The sequence below is a fragment of the Chryseobacterium sp. SIMBA_038 genome (assembly GCF_046535115.1).
In the GTDB taxonomy this organism is placed as follows: Bacteria; Bacteroidota; Bacteroidia; order Flavobacteriales; family Weeksellaceae; genus Chryseobacterium.
The window spans coordinates 387,471-405,541 of sequence record NZ_JAWRXH010000001.1; the positions used below are offsets into that span (position 1 = coordinate 387,471).

Annotated in this window: 12 protein-coding genes; 4 read left to right on the forward strand and 8 right to left on the reverse strand. The window is 35.1% G+C overall.

The window, feature by feature from the left end; all coding sequences use genetic code 11:
* Positions 1 to 99 precede the first annotated feature (99 nt).
* A complete protein-coding gene (locus tag SB689_RS01730; RefSeq protein WP_410690377.1) occupies positions 100 to 3,033 on the forward strand; it encodes a chitin-binding domain-containing protein in 2,934 nt (977 codons plus the stop codon).
* A 406-nt stretch (positions 3,034 to 3,439) separates the two neighbouring features.
* Here SB689_RS01730 and SB689_RS01735 read toward each other — a convergent pair whose 3' ends face one another.
* Entirely contained in the window at positions 3,440 to 4,204 is a 765-nt protein-coding gene (locus tag SB689_RS01735) for an alpha/beta fold hydrolase (RefSeq protein WP_410690378.1), read from the reverse strand.
* 242 nt (positions 4,205 to 4,446) lie between these two features.
* On the opposite strand from SB689_RS01735, the gene SB689_RS01740 reads away from it, so the two are divergent.
* The gene (locus SB689_RS01740) at positions 4,447 to 5,082 is read left to right on the forward strand and encodes an NAD(P)-dependent oxidoreductase (protein ID WP_410690379.1); all 636 of its coding nucleotides are present in this window, start codon (positions 4,447 to 4,449) and stop codon (positions 5,080 to 5,082) included.
* Between the two features lie 179 nt (positions 5,083 to 5,261).
* On the opposite strand, the gene uvrA is transcribed toward SB689_RS01740, so the two are convergent.
* On the reverse strand, positions 5,262 to 8,054 hold the full coding sequence (gene uvrA, locus SB689_RS01745) for an excinuclease ABC subunit UvrA (RefSeq protein WP_410690380.1): 2,793 nt from the start codon (positions 8,052 to 8,054) through the stop codon (positions 5,262 to 5,264).
* A 484-nt stretch (positions 8,055 to 8,538) separates the two neighbouring features.
* On the opposite strand from uvrA, the gene SB689_RS01750 reads away from it, so the two are divergent.
* Both SB689_RS01750 and SB689_RS01755 read left to right on the forward strand, forming a co-directional pair.
* Positions 8,539 to 10,350, forward strand: coding sequence for a TonB-dependent receptor plug domain-containing protein (locus SB689_RS01750; protein ID WP_410690382.1), 1,812 nt, complete (start codon positions 8,539 to 8,541; stop codon positions 10,348 to 10,350).
* A 75-nt stretch (positions 10,351 to 10,425) separates the two neighbouring features.
* Positions 10,426 to 11,142 (forward strand): DUF2490 domain-containing protein, encoded by a 717-nt coding sequence (locus tag SB689_RS01755; RefSeq protein ID WP_410690383.1) that lies wholly within the window; start codon positions 10,426 to 10,428, stop codon positions 11,140 to 11,142.
* A 75-nt stretch (positions 11,143 to 11,217) separates the two neighbouring features.
* Here the strand turns inward: SB689_RS01755 and SB689_RS01760 are convergent, their stop codons facing one another.
* From SB689_RS01760 to SB689_RS01785, 6 genes are all read right to left on the reverse strand, one after another.
* A complete protein-coding gene (locus SB689_RS01760; RefSeq protein WP_410690385.1) occupies positions 11,218 to 11,664 on the reverse strand; it encodes a phosphohydrolase in 447 nt (148 codons plus the stop codon).
* A 79-nt stretch (positions 11,665 to 11,743) separates the two neighbouring features.
* Positions 11,744 to 12,076, reverse strand: coding sequence for a YegP family protein (locus tag SB689_RS01765; protein ID WP_410690387.1), 333 nt, complete (start codon positions 12,074 to 12,076; stop codon positions 11,744 to 11,746).
* A gap of 123 nt (positions 12,077 to 12,199) precedes the next feature.
* Positions 12,200 to 13,990, reverse strand: coding sequence for an acyl-CoA dehydrogenase family protein (locus SB689_RS01770; RefSeq protein ID WP_410690388.1), 1,791 nt, complete (start codon positions 13,988 to 13,990; stop codon positions 12,200 to 12,202).
* 70 nt (positions 13,991 to 14,060) lie between these two features.
* Positions 14,061 to 15,242 carry an acetyl-CoA C-acyltransferase gene (locus SB689_RS01775; protein ID WP_410690389.1) on the reverse strand — a complete coding sequence of 394 codons (1,182 nt, stop codon included), beginning with the start codon at positions 15,240 to 15,242 and terminating at the stop codon, positions 14,061 to 14,063.
* 4 nt (positions 15,243 to 15,246) lie between these two features.
* Positions 15,247 to 15,666 (reverse strand): hypothetical protein, encoded by a 420-nt coding sequence (locus tag SB689_RS01780; RefSeq protein WP_410690390.1) that lies wholly within the window; start codon positions 15,664 to 15,666, stop codon positions 15,247 to 15,249.
* 5 nt (positions 15,667 to 15,671) lie between these two features.
* Complete coding sequence (locus SB689_RS01785; RefSeq protein ID WP_410690391.1) at positions 15,672 to 18,065, reverse strand: 3-hydroxyacyl-CoA dehydrogenase/enoyl-CoA hydratase family protein; 2,394 nt, start codon at positions 18,063 to 18,065, stop codon at positions 15,672 to 15,674.
* Between the last annotated feature and the right edge of the window lie 6 nt (positions 18,066 to 18,071).

Here is an 18,071-nt window from a genome sequence, read left to right on the forward strand (position 1 = left end):
ATTGATCAACTACAATCCGCAATCAGACTAGTCATTTGGGATACGATTCTAAGAACGCACTCAACAAAAAAAAATTAAAATTCACTTAAAAGAAAAGGAATGAAAAAAAACATGATCGCTTTACTAGCGTTGACCACATCATCACTAGTTTTTAGTCAAGTAGGTATTAATACCCCGACACCAACTTCAACAATGGATATTTCCGCCAAAAATGCAACAGGAAAATCAAATAATATAGATGGTCTATTAATTCCCCGAATAGACAGAGAGAGAGCACAGAGTATGACCGGCATACCGGTTTCCAATCTAGTTTACATAAATAATTTTGCTTCAGGAACACAAACAGGGCAAGCAATAAATATCGATGAAAATGGATATTATTATTTTGATGGCTCTGCATGGATGAAATTGAATTCCGGAGGGAGAAATATTAATCTATATAATTCAGACGGAATTCTTTCCGATAACAGAACTGTTGCCCAAAATGATAAAATACTTGCTTTCACAGGAAATAGCGTAGATGCTTTTTCTGTAGACGGCACTACATTTTCTGTAGATGCAAGAAATAACAGAATAGGATTTGGTACTAAAACACCACAGTCCCTATTTGAAATTGTAGCTGATAATAAAGGAAGCAATGCTGAAAATAATTTTTATTTTAAAGGATATGGAAACTCAAAAGAACCTGCGCTTATTTTAGCTTCGGCTAATGGTACAGCAGCAATTCCTTCTAATTTAGCGAATGGAGATAATATTGGTTCAATTTATTTTAGTCCGAGATCGAATGACATTTTTAATGTTGCCACTGGTTCTGCTATTAATTGTTATTATCGTGGAGATGGTAGTTCATTACTTACAGACCTTATATTTAAAACGTCAAATGCTGAAAGAATGCGAATTGACCCCAACGGAAATATAGGGATTGGAACAAATGCACCAGCAAATAAGCTTGATATTCGCTCTGCTACAGAAGGTGCTTTGAAAATTGTTGACGGAAGTCAGGGTGAAAACAAAGTCTTAACTTCAGATGCTGATGGTGTAGCTACCTGGAAGAATATACCGGCATTCGGTTCTACAAATATTTACAACTCAAACGGAACGCTTACAGGAAACCGTGTTGTAAATCAAGATGGTAATACATTAGCCTTTAATTCTACATCAGCAAACGGCTTCTCTGTGGGGGGCAATAATTTTTCTGTAGATGGTACCAACAACAGAGTGGGAATAGGCACCGTAAACCCGGCTTCCAAATTACATGTTGACGGCGGTGAATCCCGTTTCAGTTCAGGTACTTCTGTGTGGGCATTATCTCCGAGTTTAGGGGGAACAACAGGTGCCTCAAACTCTTTTGAGATTATAGATCGTGTAAAAAGTATCAGAAGAATGATATTTAATGATAATGGTGATGTAACATTAGGAGGCTCGATCAGTGCAAATTCTGCTGCCGGAGTAGTATCGGTAAGATCAGGAAATAATGTTGGTATTAATACAGGTGCCCCAAAATCTACTGTAGATATTGTAGGAAATACATTAGGTATCAGAAGACAGCTTGATTCTGGAAGTTGGGATAATATGTGGTTAGATGTAAGTAATACATTTGCTCCGTCAATCAATGCTGCAGGAGCAGAAAGAGGATTGCAATTTAAAGTAGGAGCTAATGCTTCCGGGACTTATGGAGATGCTGGCCAAGTTATAACAACTGTAGCTACAATGACACCTACAGGAAATGTAGGTATAGGTACGGAAACACCTGCTGCCACTGCAATATTAGATCTTAATTCTACAAATAAAGGTTTTCTTCCTCCAAGAATGACAACTGCACAGAGAGATGCTCTAAATCCTAAACCTGCAGGTTTGATGATTTATAATACCGATCTGAACTGTATGCAATACTGGAATACAAGCCAATGGAAAGGTGACTGTTCCGGCACAACTATTCCAGGAACTGTTTTAAGTTTAACCTGTGCATCAGCTACGAATACTGGTACTTTAGCCAACGGAACAGCTGCTTCAGGGGTAACTTCAACTATTCCTTATACGGGAGGAAATGGCGGCTCCCATGGAGGTCAGGCAGTATCTTCTACAGGAATAACCGGATTAACAGCCACATTATCGGCAGGAAGTTTTGTTAATGGTAATGGTACGCTTACCTATGCCATCACAGGAATTCCTTCAGGAATTGGGACGGCTAGTTTTGCAGTTAATATAGGGGGTAAAACATGTACTTTAACACGCCCTGTAGTTGCAGCAGAAGGAGTTATTTCAACTCTGAATTGTGCAGGTGCCACTCATGCTGGTACTTTAACAGGAGGAACGGCAGCTTCAGGAGCAACATCTACAATTTCTTACACAGGAGGAAACGCAGGTTCACATTCAGGACAGACGGTAACTTCAACGGGTGTTACCGGATTGACAGCAACTTTATCAGCAGGTAACTTTGCCAACGGAAACGGAACTGTTACGTATACCATTACAGGAACTCCTTCATCTGCCGGAACGGCTAATTTCGCCATCAATATTGGCGGAAAAATATGTAAACTTACAAGAAATGTGAATGCACCGGTCGGTTCTGTTTCAGGAATAAACTGTGCAGGAGCTATTACTACGGGTACATTATTAGCAGGAAGTTCAGCATCAGGAGTAGCATCCACGATATCTTATACAGGAGGAAACGGTGGTTCTCATGCTGGGCAGACAGTACTTTCTACAGGAGTTGCAGGATTAACCGCTACTGTAACAGGTGGAAGCTTTGCAAACGGAAACGGTACACTTACCTATACAATTACAGGAACTCCTACTTCGGCAGGACCTGCAAATTTTGCCATCAATATTGGTGGAAAAACATGTATACTTTCTGTACCGGTAGAAATCACATCATATGTTTGTAAAACTGAGGGTACTTTTATTGATCCTAATAATCCTCAAAACTATTACTTGTGTATAAGACAAAATGGTATAATGTATTATTATGTATTCACTTGTCCTCAAGGATCATTGTTTGATAATGTTTCAAAAAGATGTGTCATTCAATAGGAACAGTAAAATAGAAAAGCTTAACTGCAAATTTAGTTTTTGACAAATAATTTCATTAGTGTTTTGTGTTGAAGAATGCAGGGGCGAATAATTCCCAAGTCCCTGTTATTCTTTTTTATTTTTTAATTTAAATATTCAACATAAAAGAATCCGCTCTTTAGAAGCGGATTCAGTAGATAAATACATCTCATTTTTTTAATTAGACAACAATAAAAAAGCACAGCCGACAATGCTGTGCTTAAATTTTTATTTCAAATTTAATTGCAATTCCAAAGCTGAAAAAGGCAAAAAAAGAATTCATTTCAGTTTTATTACATAGTAAATTTAGCTATTATTTTAATACAAAGTGTAAATTTAATGTTAAAATTCACAAGTTATCAACAATTTTTTGTGGATAACTTGTTTGTTAGTTTTCATTAAGATACTTTATAATTAAATCTGATAATGTTTGCTTGTCATCGTCACTTCCCTTATCGTCCATTTTTCCATGGTTGATATTGGTAGATTGTACCGTAATATGATATTTTTCCTGTTCTTCTTTTGTAGGTAAAACGCCTTCATCAGCCGGGTAATCATTAGAACGCAACGTATAAACTATTGGAGTTGAAGTCCTGGGAAGATACATTCTTCTGTTATCCATCGTAATGATTTTATAGACCAGATCCGGATGTTTATTGGCGAATAAAGCAGTCATATCACCTCCGTTGGAGTGGCCAATTAAGGTTATATGTTGATAATCCAGTTCGGGTTTAGACTTCTTTAATTCATTCAAAACAAATAAAATATTACCGGCACCCCTTTCCCAGAAAGGCATTCTTACGATTTGTGGCTTCCCATCTGTCGGAATTAACTCATCGGTTGGTAATTCATGCTGAATACTAACGACAAAATATCCGGAATAAGCCAGTTTTTCGGTCAGATAAGAATAAACAAAATAGTCGCCGCCTTTGTTGGCTCCATAACCATGATTGAAAATTACAACCTGTTGATTTTTAATTCCTTTTTCAGGATGATAAAAAGCAACAGGAATTTTACGATTTCTATTTTTATCAAACATCGTCAAAGTATCTAGCTTTATTTCGTAATTCGAGAATGAATGTGTGGTCTTTTTTGTAGAACAGTTCAATAAAAATAAACTTAATAACAGAAAGGAGATGGCTTTATATTTCATGGTTAAGTTAAAAGATTATATAAATTCAAAGATAAAACTTTGTGCATCACAAAAAAAGGTCTAATTTTATTCCATTAATATCTCTTTATAAATATTACCATTTATTCAAGTGCAATTTCTTTTGCCTTGAGGTCTTAAGGTTCAAATTTTCTGAACCTAAATAATCTATTACATTAAAATCAAAAGGTAAAAGCACATCGCTGTTTTACGGCTTGCTATCTACCACAAATAAAGAGATCATTATGAAAACAAATAAAATTGCCGTTATTGGCGGAACCGGAAAATCAGGGAAATATCTTGTTCAAAGTCTTTTAGAAAAGGAATATCAGATCAAATTATTACTTCGAAATCCTGAAAATTTCACTTTAGAAAATCCTTTGATTGAAATCGTAAAAGGTGATGCAAGAGATTTTGATGCGGTTGATCGGCTAATCAAAGATTGCAGTGCTGTGATCAGTAAAATTGGACAGCCGGTAGGAGAGAAGTCAATATTTACGGATGCTACAAAAAATGTGATACAGTCGATGAATTCACACGGAATCACAAGATATATCGCCATCACAGGTTTGAATGTTGACACTCCTTTTGATCATAAAAATGACAGGGTAAAAATGGCAACAAACTGGATGTATGAAAACTATCCAAAAACAACAAAAGACAAACAGGACGAATACGAAATTCTTGTAAACTGTAATCTGGACTGGACGTTGGTAAGACTTCCATTAATCATCCCGACTTCTGAGAGTTTCCCTGTAGAAAAAAGTTTAGAAGATTGTAAAGGAGAAAAAATCAGTGCTACAGATTTGTCTGAGTTTTTGGTTTCTCAGATTGAGGATAAAACTTTTATTAAACAGAGTCCGTTTTTGTATAATATTTAAATTTTTTAAACACGAATTTCACGAATTCTTTCACAAATAACACAATTTTAAAGCTTTGAGGAAATGATTTTTATTTTTAAAACGCAATAATCAATTCGTGAATATTCGTGAAAAATATTTGCGCCATTAGTGTTTAAAACAAAAAAATAGAGCGTCAATTTCGACGCTCTATTTAATATTTACTGCTCCAGCTTTTCTTTAATATACTTCGCTGTATGAGATTTTTTATTTTTTGCCAATTCTTCCGGTGTTCCTGTGAAAACTACTTCACCACCGTATTTCCCGGCTTCCGGACCGATATCGATAATATGATCGGCCGATTTTATAATGTCTGGTTGATGTTCAATAACAATCACAGAATGTCCAAGATCGATCAAAGCCTGTAATGATTTCAATAATTTCTGAATATCATGAAAATGCAGACCTGTTGACGGTTCATCAAAAATAAATAAAGTCTTATCAGTTGTAACGCCTTTCACCAAGAAAGATGCTAATTTCACACGCTGCGCTTCACCTCCGGAAAGAGTAGAAGAGCTTTGTCCTAACTGCAAATATCCCAAACCAACTTCCTGTAAAGGTCTTAATTTGGTGACGATTTTTTCTTCTTTATTTTCTTTGAAAAATTCTAATGATTCATCAACTGTCATGTGAAGAATATCGGAAATGTTTTTCTCATCGAATCTTACTTCCAGGATTTCGTTTTTGAAACGGGTTCCTTTACAAACTTCACATTCAAGCTCAATATCTGCCATGAACTGCATCGAAACATTGATCACCCCTTCACCTTTACATTCGTCACATCTTCCGCCATCAACGTTGAAAGAGAAATGCTTAGGCTTGTAACCCATCATTTTTGACACCTTTTGTTTAGCAAAAAGATCTCTGATGTCGTCATAAGCCTTCAAATACGTTACAGGATTCGAACGGGATGATTTTCCGATAGGATTTTGATCAATTAATTCAATATTTTTGATCAGTTTTTTCGGAAATTCAACAGAATCGTAATCTCCTTTTTTACCGCCCATTCCAAGCTGGATCTGAATGTCATTCGTAAGAATTTCTTTCATCAAAGTAGATTTTCCACTTCCAGAAACTCCTGAAATTACAACCAGACTTTCCAACGGAACATCAACATCTATATTTTTAAGATTATTTTGTCTCGCACCTTTTATGTGAATCCATTCTTTTGCTTTTCTACGCTTTGCAGGAACTTCGATTTCTAATCTTCCTGTCAAATATTTAGAAGTAAGCGTGTCGGCATTTTTCAATTGCTTGTAATCTCCTGCAAATACCAATTCACCACCAAGATAACCTGCTTCCGGACCAATATCGATGATATAATCGGCTGCTCTCATCACATCTTCATCATGCTCAACAACGATTACGGTATTTCCAAGGTCACGAAGATTTTTTAAGACACCAATTAAGTTTTCAGTATCTCTTGAGTGTAATCCTATCGAAGGTTCATCCAAAATATAAATTGAACCAACCAAAGAACTTCCTAAGCTCGTTGCTAAGTTAATTCTCTGACTTTCACCACCGGAAAGCGTATTTGATGTTCTATTTGTCGTTAAATACCCCAAACCAACTTTCAGCAAAAATTCAATACGGGTCGTGATTTCGTATAATAATCTTTTTGCGACTTCTTTATCGTGATCAGACAGTTTAAAGCTTTCAATTAAAGGAAATAATTCATCCAAAGGAAGCTCAATAACGGATTGAATATTGTGCCCGTCAATCTTTACCCAGCTCGTTTCTTCACGCAATCTCAAGCCTTCACAAGTCGGACAAAGCGTTTTTCCTCTATAACGGGAAAGCATCACACGATACTGAATTTTATATAAATTTTCCTCAAGCATTTTGAAGAAATTATTAAGCGATGGAAAACTGCTGCTTCCGTCACCTTTCCAAAGGTAATTTTTCTGCTCCTTTGATAATTGATGATAAGGCTTATGAATAGGGAAGTCCTTTGCTTTTTTAATGAAATCTTTTTTCCATTCGCTCATGGTTTCACCTTTCCAGGAAGCAACTGTATCTTCAAAAATGGATAATGCCTTATTTGGAATTACTAAATCTTCATCAATCCCTATCACTTTTCCGTAACCTTCACAAGTCGGACAAGCGCCGTAAGGATTATTAAAACTGAAAAAATGAACGTTGGGTTCAAGAAATTCCATTCCATCCAATTCGAATTTGTTGGAGAATTCTTTTACGCTTTCTGTTTCAATATTTTTAAGGGCACAATGACCTCTGCCTTCGTAAAAAGCCATTTGGATAGAATCTGCCAATCTTTGAAGAAAACTTTCATCCTCCTCGTAAGAAAATCGGTCGATCACCAAATTGATGGCCATTCCTTTTTCTGGAACGAAACCGAAACTTTCCAGATCTTCAATTCCGGCAACATTTCCGTTGATCTCCAGTCTTGTAAAACCTGCAACTTTTAACACATTTAATGTGTCATTAAAGTTTGCAACGTCATATTCCAACGGGGCGATTAATAAGAAAGAAGTATCTTTTTTGGACGATTTAATAAAATCCACAACATCCGTCACCGAATCTTTTTTCACTTCTTCACCGGAAACCGGAGAAAATGTTTTCCCGATTCTTGCGAATAAAAGTTTCATATAATCGTAGATCTCCGTAGAAGTTCCTACTGTAGAACGCGGGTTGGAAGAAATTACTTTCTGCTGAATGGCGATGGATGGAGCCAAACCCTTAATATCGTCAACTTTTGGTTTTTCTAATTTACCCAAAAACTGACGTGCGTAAGAGCTCAAACTCTCGACATATCTTCTTTGCCCTTCAGCATAGATCGTATCGAAAGCCAAAGATGATTTTCCGCTTCCGGAAACTCCCGTAATAACAATAAGCTTGTTTTTTGGGATTAATACATCTATATGTTTCAGGTTGTTAAGGTGTGCGTTTTTAACAAAAACCTGTTTTTTTATATCTATTTCTGTTGTTGAAGCCATAGTAAATTTAAGACTAACAAAATTACGAATTTTAAACGGAAAATTTTACCAAGAAATGTTTCATTATCATTCAAAGAATCTATTTAAACATACTGATGATTTTTAGGGCTAAAATACTTTTACAAATTGAGGAGGAAAAATTAAACAATCATCAATTAAAAATTAATATTCATAGCATATCATTGAGCGCTAATGTTAAATTTTGCTGTTTTCATTCTATTTTTTCATTTTAGTATTGTTTTGTATATTAAAATTAATTAAAATTGTATTCATAAATATGTAATATAGAAATGAGAAAATTATTCAGAGATCTAGTTACACATTTAATGAGAAAAAGATAAAATTTACTTCCCAAAAAGTCTAAAGATGCAGTTTTCTGCATCTTTTTTTTATGACAACTATCATTTGTCTGTCTTGATTATCTCTGTTATTTTTGGGCTTGCTAATCTGCAAAAAACTAACTGAAGAATAATTCTGATAAGACATGATTAAAAAAGTAGGAAGTGTTTTTTTTCTTGGAACGATGCTTTTCGCTCAGGCACAGGAAAAAACAACCGATATTGATACCATCGCTGTACAAGGTAAATTTATTTCAACACCATATAAAAGTGCCAACCAAAATATTACCATTATTACAAAAGCAGATATTATAAATTCTCCTGCAAAAAGCATTGATGAAATTCTTCAGCAAATTCCCGGAATGGATATCAGAAGAAGAGGAGCGAACGGTGTACAGAGTGACATCGGTTTCCGTGGAAGCTCTTTTGAACAGGTACTTTTACTTTTAAACGGTATCAGAATGAATGACTCCCAAACAGGTCATAATTCTATGAATATTCCTGTAGATCTGGACGATGTTGAAAGAATTGAAGTGATAAAAGGCCCTGCAGCAAGGAGATTTGGTCAAAACGCTTATGCCGGAGCGATCAATATCATTACTAAAATAAATCCGGGAAAAAGAGTTAAAATTAGCGCTGAAGGTGGAGATTATGGATCGTATGGTTTAGGATTAAATGCAAGTATTGGAACAGAGAAATTCTCGAATTCAATTCAGGCTAATACGGCTTCATCAGAGGGATATATGCATAATACAGATTATGAAATCAGAAATGTTTTCTATCAGAGTAGATTGGCTATAAAAGACGGTGATATTAAGTTACAGGCAGGTTTTTCAGAGAAAAAATTTGGTGCTAATGGTTTTTATTCGTCTCCGCTCGCAACTGAGCAATATGAAGAAACTCAGGCTTCAGTTGTGAGTTTGGCTCATCAGCAAACGTTTGGGAAATTCAGACTAAACTCAAATGTATATTGGAGAAGAGGGCAGGATATGTACCTTTTTAACCGTGAAAAACCTGAAATCTACAGAAACATGCACATCGGAAATAATGTAGGTGGAGAAGTAAATTCAAGCTACCAATGGGGATTGGGAACAACAGGTATTGGTGTTGAATTAAGGAAAGAATTTTTGGCAAGTAATAATTTAGGAAACAGAAACCGTTTTGTTTCTCAGGTCTTTTTCGAACATCATTTTTCTTTATTAGATAAAAAATTAAATATTACTCCCGGAGTTTCTTGGGCAAATTATTCCAATGAAGGTAATTTCTTTTATCCTGGATTGGATGTAGGTTATAACTTCGATCCAAACAATAAAATCTACGGAAATATTTCAAAAGTTCACAGAGTTCCGACCTTTACGGATCTTTATTATGTAAGTAAAACGGAGCAGGGAAATGTCAATTTGATACCTGAAAGTGCTGTTTATTCAGAAATTGGATATCAGTTTCAAAATAAAAATATCTTAGCCAAAGTAAGTGGATTTTTAAGGGGAGCCAATAACTCTATCGATTGGGTTAAAGCTTCTTTAAATGATCCGATTTGGTATGCTCAAAATGTTGGAGATACAACTGTAAAAGGAGTAGAGGCAGAACTTAATCATCGAGTTTTAGATTGGTTGAAATACAGTGTTGGATATACTTATTTAGATAATAAATTTAATGCTTCCAATGAATTTGTTTCAAGATATGTTCTGGATAATTTAAAACATCAGTTTATTGCTAAATTAGAAACTAAATTCCTTAAAAACTTCACAAACGAACTCGTTTACAGATATAACGACAGGCTAAATCTAGGCAGTTATAATCTTTTAGATGAAAAATTAAGTTTCGTTAAAAAAGACTTTTCTGTGTACGTTTTAATTAATAATGTTACCAATACCAATTACACAGAAACGTTTGGCGTAGCAATGCCTCAAAGATGGTTCCATATTGGTTTTTCTTACAATATCAATATTAAATAATTGTTAAGTAAGAATGAATTAAAGTTAATATTACGAAATTGTTAATTCAATTACATTTGCAAAAAAAATTTTTAGATGAAACTCTTTTTAAGTCTTAGTTTACTTTTAAGTCTAACATTTTTTAAAGCTCAAGAACATGTTTCAAGCTTCAATGCTTTGACGCTGACTTATAAATTTCATCCAAAATTTTTCCTGTATGCGGAAGGTCAGATGAGAAGTATTGAAGACTATACTTATCCTGATTATTACGAAATAAAAGGTGGACTAGGGTATAATCTTACTAAAAATCACAAGCCTTTTGTTGGATTGGGAAGATATGCAACCTATAAAGATCACGCCATCAACAAAGAAGAATTCAGAGTTTGGTTACAGGATGTGATTGATATTAAAAAAGGTGTCGTAAAATTTGAAAACCGTTTTCGTGTTGAGAAATCTTGGTTCCACGAACCTCAAACGGATAAAAATTCCCAGAGAATGCGTTATCGTTATCGTTTGAATGTAAGTGTTCCTTTAAATTCAAAAGAGGTTAAAAAAGGAACGGTTTTCGCGAATATATACGACGAAATTTTCCTTGTAACACCTATGAAACCTACTTTCGCAAGAAACAGAGTGTATGCGGGAGGTGGTTATCAGATTGACAATAATTTAGGAATTGCAGCAGGATATCTTTGGCAGAGAGAATTTAATGCAGCCTCAAACCAAAATTTCCATTTTGTTTATCTTGCATTAAACATTAATATCGATGGAACAAACCATCCTGTGAAAACGTTTGATTATCCGGGAGCGGATTAAGAATAAATTTCTCTTTTTAGCTGAGAATAAAACAAACTCTCCTTATATTCAATAGAATGTAAGGAGTTTTTTATTTTAATATTTATCAATTAAATAATGATAAGCTTTTAAATATTTATTAAATCTTTTGATATCCTTAGGAAGAAGTTCGCGGTTTACTCTGCGAAGATCCATATTATCACGAAGATCGTTGAGTTTTACAGCTACAGCCAAAGGAGATCTTTCGGTTCTTTTTACAAAATCGTCATATTCTTCATCAGGATCGAATTTCGTAAGACAACTGATCGCGAAAATAATATATTCCGGAAAACCTTGATCTCGTAAATAATCCAAACTGAATTCTACGGGATGATCTTCAACAACGTCGTGAAGTACGCCTACGATCTTTTCATCCATTGTTTTACCGTACTCCATCACTCGCATGACGTGAGCAATGTAGGGAGCATGATATTTGTCTGTCTGACCTTTATGTGCCTTATCAGCTATTTTTATTGCTCTGTGAAGCAGTTCGTCTTTTGTCATTGTGTGTAAAGTAGAGTACAAAAATAGAAAATGCCTCAAAATTTGAGACATTTTTTTATTATTATTTTACAGAATATTTTTAATTAGTCTGATCTTCCACAGAAGCGCCTGGTGCATTGCTCTTTACGGATTCAATTCCGTTTTCCATACCATTTTCGGATTCATACATTTGGCTGGTTCCGATGATCTGTCCGTTTGAAGCTTTTAGATTGAAATAGCATCGACTGTCTTTTGCAGAATGTCTTTCAAACATATTATCATCCTGAGAATTTTTCTTTACAGATTCAATACCATTTTCGCATCGGGATTTTGAGTTATATCCCTGACTAGTCAGAATAACCTGTCCATTTGCTGCTTTTAAGTTAAATTGATAGTCGCCATTGGTTCTTTTAGAAATAATAAATTTTCCCATTGTTTATATTTTTGAGTTTGGTTATTTAGTTATTGTTCAATAAAAATAATGAAAATTTATGAAAAAATTAAAAACGTCTCAAAAAATTGAGACGTTTTCAAAATCAAATTTATATATAAAAGACTAATAAGCTCCTTTTTCAATATAATGGGCAGCCACTTTTTCAGTTAATGCCACTACATTTGGACTGTTTGTATATTTTGTAAATCTTCTTAGTCCTGAAAGCATCATTCTTTGTTCATCACCTTCAGCAAAAGAAACAATTCCTTCTTTTGCACCAGCAATGATTTTATCAATTGCTTTGTAAAGGTTTAATTGAGCCATTGCAGCTTCTACAGAATCAGCAGAGAAGTGTTTTTCAGCTCTTAAAACTGCAGATTCAGCCATATAGATTTGGTTAAGAATTTCAGAAGCATTTAATAATAAATGTTGCTGTTTCTCAATATCCATCATGAATTTTTGAAGAGCAGCTCCTGAAACCATTAAGAAAACTTTCTTAAGATTTGCAATAATTGCTTTTTCTTCGCTCATAAATGCAGAATAATCAGGAACTTCGAACGAAGGAATTCCCATCAATTCTTTGCTGATTGCCATTGCAGGAGAAAGTAAATCTAGTTCACCTTTCATTGCTCTTTTGATTAGCATTCCAACAGCTAAAAGTCTGTTGATTTCGTTGGTTCCTTCATAGATTCTTCCAATTCTTGCATCTCTCCATGCAGCTTCCATTGGTGTGTCTTCTGAGAATCCCATTCCACCATAGATTTGAATTCCTTCATCGGCAGTATTTTGAGTAAGATCTGATACGAAAACTTTAAGAATCGAAGCTTCTACCGCGAACTCTTCAACACCTTTTAATTCAGCTTGTTGATGATCCATTCCTCCAGCAACTAATTCTTCAATCTTATCTTCAACATTTTTTGCTAAACGGTAAGAACCCGCTTCACTTACGAAAACGCCAGTTGACATTTCAGCAATTTTCTTTCTGATTGCTCCGAAAGTTGAAATAGAAACTCCAAACTGTTTTCTCTCATTTGAATACTGAATAGAGTGGTTTAAGATTCTTCTTTGTCCATCAAGGTTTGCAGCAGCTAACTTAATTCTACCTACATTTAATGCATTCAAAGCGATTTTGAAACCATTATTTCTTTCACCCAACATATTCTCAACAGGAACTTTCATATCATTGAAGAAAACCTGACGAGTAGAAGACGAACGAATACCTAATTTATGTTCTTCCTCACCGAAAGTCAAGCTTTCAGGATTCTCCAATTCAGAACGATTGATTACAAAACCTGTGATGTTTTTATCATCATCAATTTTAGCGAACAAAGTGAAAGTATCTGCAAAACCTGCATTAGAAATCCACATTTTTTGTCCGTTGATGATGTAATGTTTTCCGTCTTCAGACAATTTTGCTCTTGTCTTTCCTGAGTTTGCATCAGAACCAGCATCCGGTTCAGTCAAGCAATAAGCTCCGAATTTTGTTCCTGTAGCTAAATCCGGAAGATATTTCTTTTTCAATTCTTCACTTCCGTAAAGAAGAGTTGGAAGTGTTCCGATTCCGGTATGTGCTCCGTAAGCTGTTGCTAATGAACCGTTTCCTCCTGAAACATAGTCACAAGCTAACATTGTACTTACGAATCCCATTCCAAGACCGCCGTATTCTTCAGGAACGGTAATTCCTAACAGTCCCATTTCTCCTAACTTACGCATTGTTTCTTCAGTCAATGCATAATCTTTTTTCTCAAAACGATCGTGGTGCGGAATAACTTCTCTATCAATAAATTCTTTCGCAGAATCACGAAGCATTTTTTGTTCTTCAGAAAGTTCTTCCAAAGAAAATATTTCATTAGCAGTAATTTCTTTAATTAAAAACTCACCGCCTTTTAATGTTTTATTAAGTGTATCACTCATTGTTTTTGTTTTTTCTTATTAAGGAAACCTTCAAGGTTTTTAAAACCTTGAAGGTTTAGTTTTTATTCTATTATAAAAGTTCAAAGATTGAAGCAGCACCTTGACCCGTTCCAACGCACATAGAAACCATTCCGTATTTGTTTCCGCGTTTTCTCATTTCGTCAAGAAGCTGAACGGTTAATTTTGTTCCTGTACATCCAAGTGGGTGACCCAATGCGATTGCACCTCCGTTTACATTTAAGATATCAGGATTTAAGTCTAATTCTTTTTTGATAGCAACAGATTGTGATGCGAATGCTTCATTCAATTCAATTAAATCGATATCCTTTAATTCTAAACCTGCTTGTTTCAAAGCTTTTGGAATTGCATAAATTGGTCCCATTCCCATAATTCTTGGCTCAAGACCTGCAGCTGCGTAAGCAACTAATCTTGCTTCTGGCTCCAATCCTAATTCTTTTACCATTTCTTCGCTCATTACGATTACGAAAGCTGCTCCGTCACTCATCTGAGAAGAGTTTCCGGCAGTTACGCTTCCTCCGTTTTTAAATACTGGTCTTAGTTTAGTCAAACCAGCTAGTGAAGTATCTGCTCTTGGACCTTCATCCACTGAAAAATCAAACTTTTTAGTCTGCATTTTCTGGTTTTCATCCAGGAAGTTATATTCAACAGGAATCGAAACAATCTGGTTGGCAAATTTACCTTCCTGATTGGCTTTTAAAGCCTTCATATGAGATTCAAAAGCGAACTGATCCTGTTCTTCTCTTGTGATATTGTATTGTTTTGCAACCTCTTCTGCAGTGTAACCCATTCCCCAATAATAATCAGGGTTTGTTTTTGCAATTTCCGTTTCAGGAACTGGTTTATAACCACCCATTGGAATGTAAGACATTGATTCTGTACCTCCTGCAATAATACAATCCGCCATTCCTGCCTGAATTTTGGCAGAAGCAATCGCAATCGCCTCACTTCCTGATGCACAATATCTGTTTACGGTAACTCCGGGAACTTTATCTGTATTCAATCCCATTAAAGAGATCAAACGAGCAACGTTTAAGCCTTGTTCTGCTTCTGGCATTGCATTTCCTACGATAAGATCATCGATTCTGTTTTTGTCTAATTGCGGAAGTTCAGCCATTAATTTTTCAATAACTGTAGCCGCCATTACGTCAGGACGAGTAAAACGAAGGGAGCCTTTTGGCGCTTTTCCTACCGCTGTTCTAAATCCTTTTACTATGTATGCTTGTTTTGACATTTGTTTATTTTATTAAGTTAAATATGCTGATTATGGGATTTACTGTAGATGCAAATTTTGAAGATATATCTAGAAATTTTGCCAATTTATCAGTGTTGCTTTTTTTGATTATTTCTTTTTCTTCTTCAGAAAGCTCGCCTAATTCATCGATTAATCTCTCAACATGGTTAATTCCATATGTAGTTAACCCTAAATAATTATATGAATTAAAAATACCTTCACTTAGTAAAAAATCTACGTTTTTTGTAAAATAATTTACATCAAAATCATCTTCAAGCAATTCTTTAATTGATTTTTTAATTGTCGTACATTCAGTTCCTTGATTTACATCTATATGTCCATTACTCAAAAAATAACTTTTTAAAAGAATTAAATTTCTATATAAATTATTTTTGTCTTTGAGTTCAACCCAAACATTTCCCATAATTTCTAATTCCTAAGCGGTTTTCCGTTTTGTAACATGTACTGAATTCTCTCCAATGTCTTTCTTTCACCACAAAGCTGTAAGAATGTTTCTCTTTCAAGATTCAATAAATATTGTTCAGTTACGATTGTTGGTTCAGAAAGATTTCCACCGACCATTACATTCGCTAATTTATCTGCAATTTTCTTGTCATGTTCAGAGATGAAGTTTCCTGTCAACATTTGGTCAGTTCCAACATAGAACATTCCCAATGCATCTTTACCCAAAACTTTTACTTTTTGTTCGATTGGTTGAGTGTAACCATGTTCGGCTAAACTTATTGCCAACATTTTTGCTGTTTTAATCTGTGTTCTTTTATCAACAGCAACGATATCTTTTCCTTTTTCAAGAATTCCCATGTCGTAAGCTTCATAAGCAGAAGTGGCTACTTTACCCATTGCGATATTCATGAAAGCTTCACGAAGTCTGTTGTTTTTAACATCATCGCTGTGGAATTCTCTTGAAGTTCTCAACGTTAATTCTTTCGTTCCGCCACCGCCAGGAATTACACCAACTCCGGTTTCAACCAATCCGATGTAAGTTTCTGCTGCTGCGACAACTCTGTCGGCGTGCATGGTCATTTCGCAACCACCACCAAGCGTCATTCCGTGAGGAGCAACTACGACAGGAATAGAAGAGTAACGAACTCTCATCATCGATTTCTGGAAATAAGCGATCGCCATGTTTAAATCATCCCAATCCTGTTCGATAGCCATCATTAAAATCATCGCTAAATTGGCTCCAACAGAGAAATTCGTGCCTTGATTTCCGATAACTAATCCATCATATTCTTTTTCAGCTAAATCAATCGCTCTGTTTAATCCATCTAAAACTTCGCCTCCAAGAGAGTTCATTTTAGAACGAATTTCGAAGTTGATAATTCCATCTCCAAGATCTTCAATCGAAGCTCCCGAATTACTCCAAAGCGTTTTATTTTTTCTGATATTATCTAAAATAATGAAAGAATCCTGACCCGGAATTTTGTTGTATTCTCCTGAATTTTTATCAACGAAAATAGTCTGTCCTTCATCATTAACTTTATAGAAAGTCTCTACATTTTTTACCCAGTCTGAAACTTCGTAACCGGCATCTTTAGCCAATTCGATACCTTTTTGAACGCCAACGGCATCCCAGATTTCAAATGGACCGTTTTCCCAACCGAAACCTGCTCTCATGGCATCGTCGATTTTGTAAACTTCATCAGAAATTTCAGGAACTTTATGCGAAACATAAGCGAATAATGCTCCTAAAGATTTTCTGTAAAGCTCTCCAGCTTTGTCTTTTCCGCCAATTAAAACTTTAAATCTTTCAATTGGCTTGTCAATATTTTTAGTTAATTCTAAAGTAGGGAAAGAAGATTTTCCTTGAAGTTCGTATTCTAAAGTATCAAGATTTAATCCGTGAATTTCAGATTTTCCTTCTGCATTTTTCACTTTTTTGTAGAAACCTTGTTCAGTTTTTGAACCTAACCATTTATTATCAACCATTTTCTGGATGTAACCTGGAAGTGCAAAAACGTCATTGAAATTATTAGCTTCAGCACCGCTGTTACGAACGCCGTTTGCAACCATCACCAACGTATCCAATCCAACAACATCAGCTGTTCTGAACGTTGCAGATTTTGGACGACCGATTACAGGACCTGTTAATTTATCAACTTCAGAAACAGTTAAACCTAATTTTTGAACATTGTGAAGTAAATCCATCATTGAGAAAACCCCGATTCTGTTCGCGATAAATGCAGGAGTATCTTTTGCTAAAACGGTTGTTTTACCTAAGAATTTTGCTCCATAATTCATATAGAAATCAATGATTTCCGGAGCTGTATCAGTTGTTGGAATAATCTCTAAAAGAGGGAGATATCTTACAGGATTAAAGAAGTGCGTTCCTGCAAAATAATGTTTGAAATCATCGCTTCTTCCTTCAACCAACATATTAATTGGAATACCGGAAGTATTTGAAGAAACTAAAGTTCCAGGTTTTCTGAACTGTTCGATTTTTTCGTAAACTGATTTTTTGATGTCGAGTCTTTCAACTACAACTTCAATAATCCAGTCTGTATTTTTTATTTTTGGTAAATCATCATCAAAATTTCCAACCTTGATTCTATCTGCGAATTTTGGAGAATAGAGTAGAGCCGGACTTGCTTTTTTCAGTTTTTCAAAGTTTTCAGAAGCGATTCTGTTTCTTACCGCTTTGTCATCTTTGGTCAAACCTTTTTTGTGTTCTGCTTCAGTTAATTCAAAAGGAACGATATCCAAAAGCGAAACCTCTACGCCAATATTAGCGAAGTGAGCCGCAATACCGCTTCCCATAATTCCTGAACCAAGAACCGTTACGTGTTTGATTCTTCTTTTCATTTGATT

Excerpts from the sequence above, each read along its gene's own strand:
- SB689_RS01740 (WP_410690379.1), top strand. The coding sequence starts at position 4,447 with ATGAAAACAAATAAAATTGCCGTTATTGGCGGAACCGGAAAATCAGGG.
- SB689_RS01755 (WP_410690383.1), top strand. The coding sequence starts at position 10,426 with ATGAAACTCTTTTTAAGTCTTAGTTTACTTTTAAGTCTAACATTTTTT.
- SB689_RS01775 (WP_410690389.1), bottom strand. The coding sequence starts at position 15,242 with ATGTCAAAACAAGCATACATAGTAAAAGGATTTAGAACAGCGGTAGGA.
- SB689_RS01750 (WP_410690382.1), top strand. The coding sequence starts at position 8,539 with ATGATTAAAAAAGTAGGAAGTGTTTTTTTTCTTGGAACGATGCTTTTC.
- SB689_RS01730 (WP_410690377.1), top strand. The coding sequence starts at position 100 with ATGAAAAAAAACATGATCGCTTTACTAGCGTTGACCACATCATCACTA.
- SB689_RS01760 (WP_410690385.1), bottom strand. The coding sequence starts at position 11,664 with ATGACAAAAGACGAACTGCTTCACAGAGCAATAAAAATAGCTGATAAG.
- SB689_RS01780 (WP_410690390.1), bottom strand. The coding sequence starts at position 15,666 with ATGGGAAATGTTTGGGTTGAACTCAAAGACAAAAATAATTTATATAGA.
- SB689_RS01765 (WP_410690387.1), bottom strand. The coding sequence starts at position 12,076 with ATGGGAAAATTTATTATTTCTAAAAGAACCAATGGCGACTATCAATTT.
- uvrA (WP_410690380.1), bottom strand. The coding sequence starts at position 8,054 with ATGGCTTCAACAACAGAAATAGATATAAAAAAACAGGTTTTTGTTAAA.
- SB689_RS01785 (WP_410690391.1), bottom strand. The coding sequence starts at position 18,065 with ATGAAAAGAAGAATCAAACACGTAACGGTTCTTGGTTCAGGAATTATG.
- SB689_RS01770 (WP_410690388.1), bottom strand. The coding sequence starts at position 13,990 with ATGAGTGATACACTTAATAAAACATTAAAAGGCGGTGAGTTTTTAATT.
- SB689_RS01735 (WP_410690378.1), bottom strand. The coding sequence starts at position 4,204 with ATGAAATATAAAGCCATCTCCTTTCTGTTATTAAGTTTATTTTTATTG.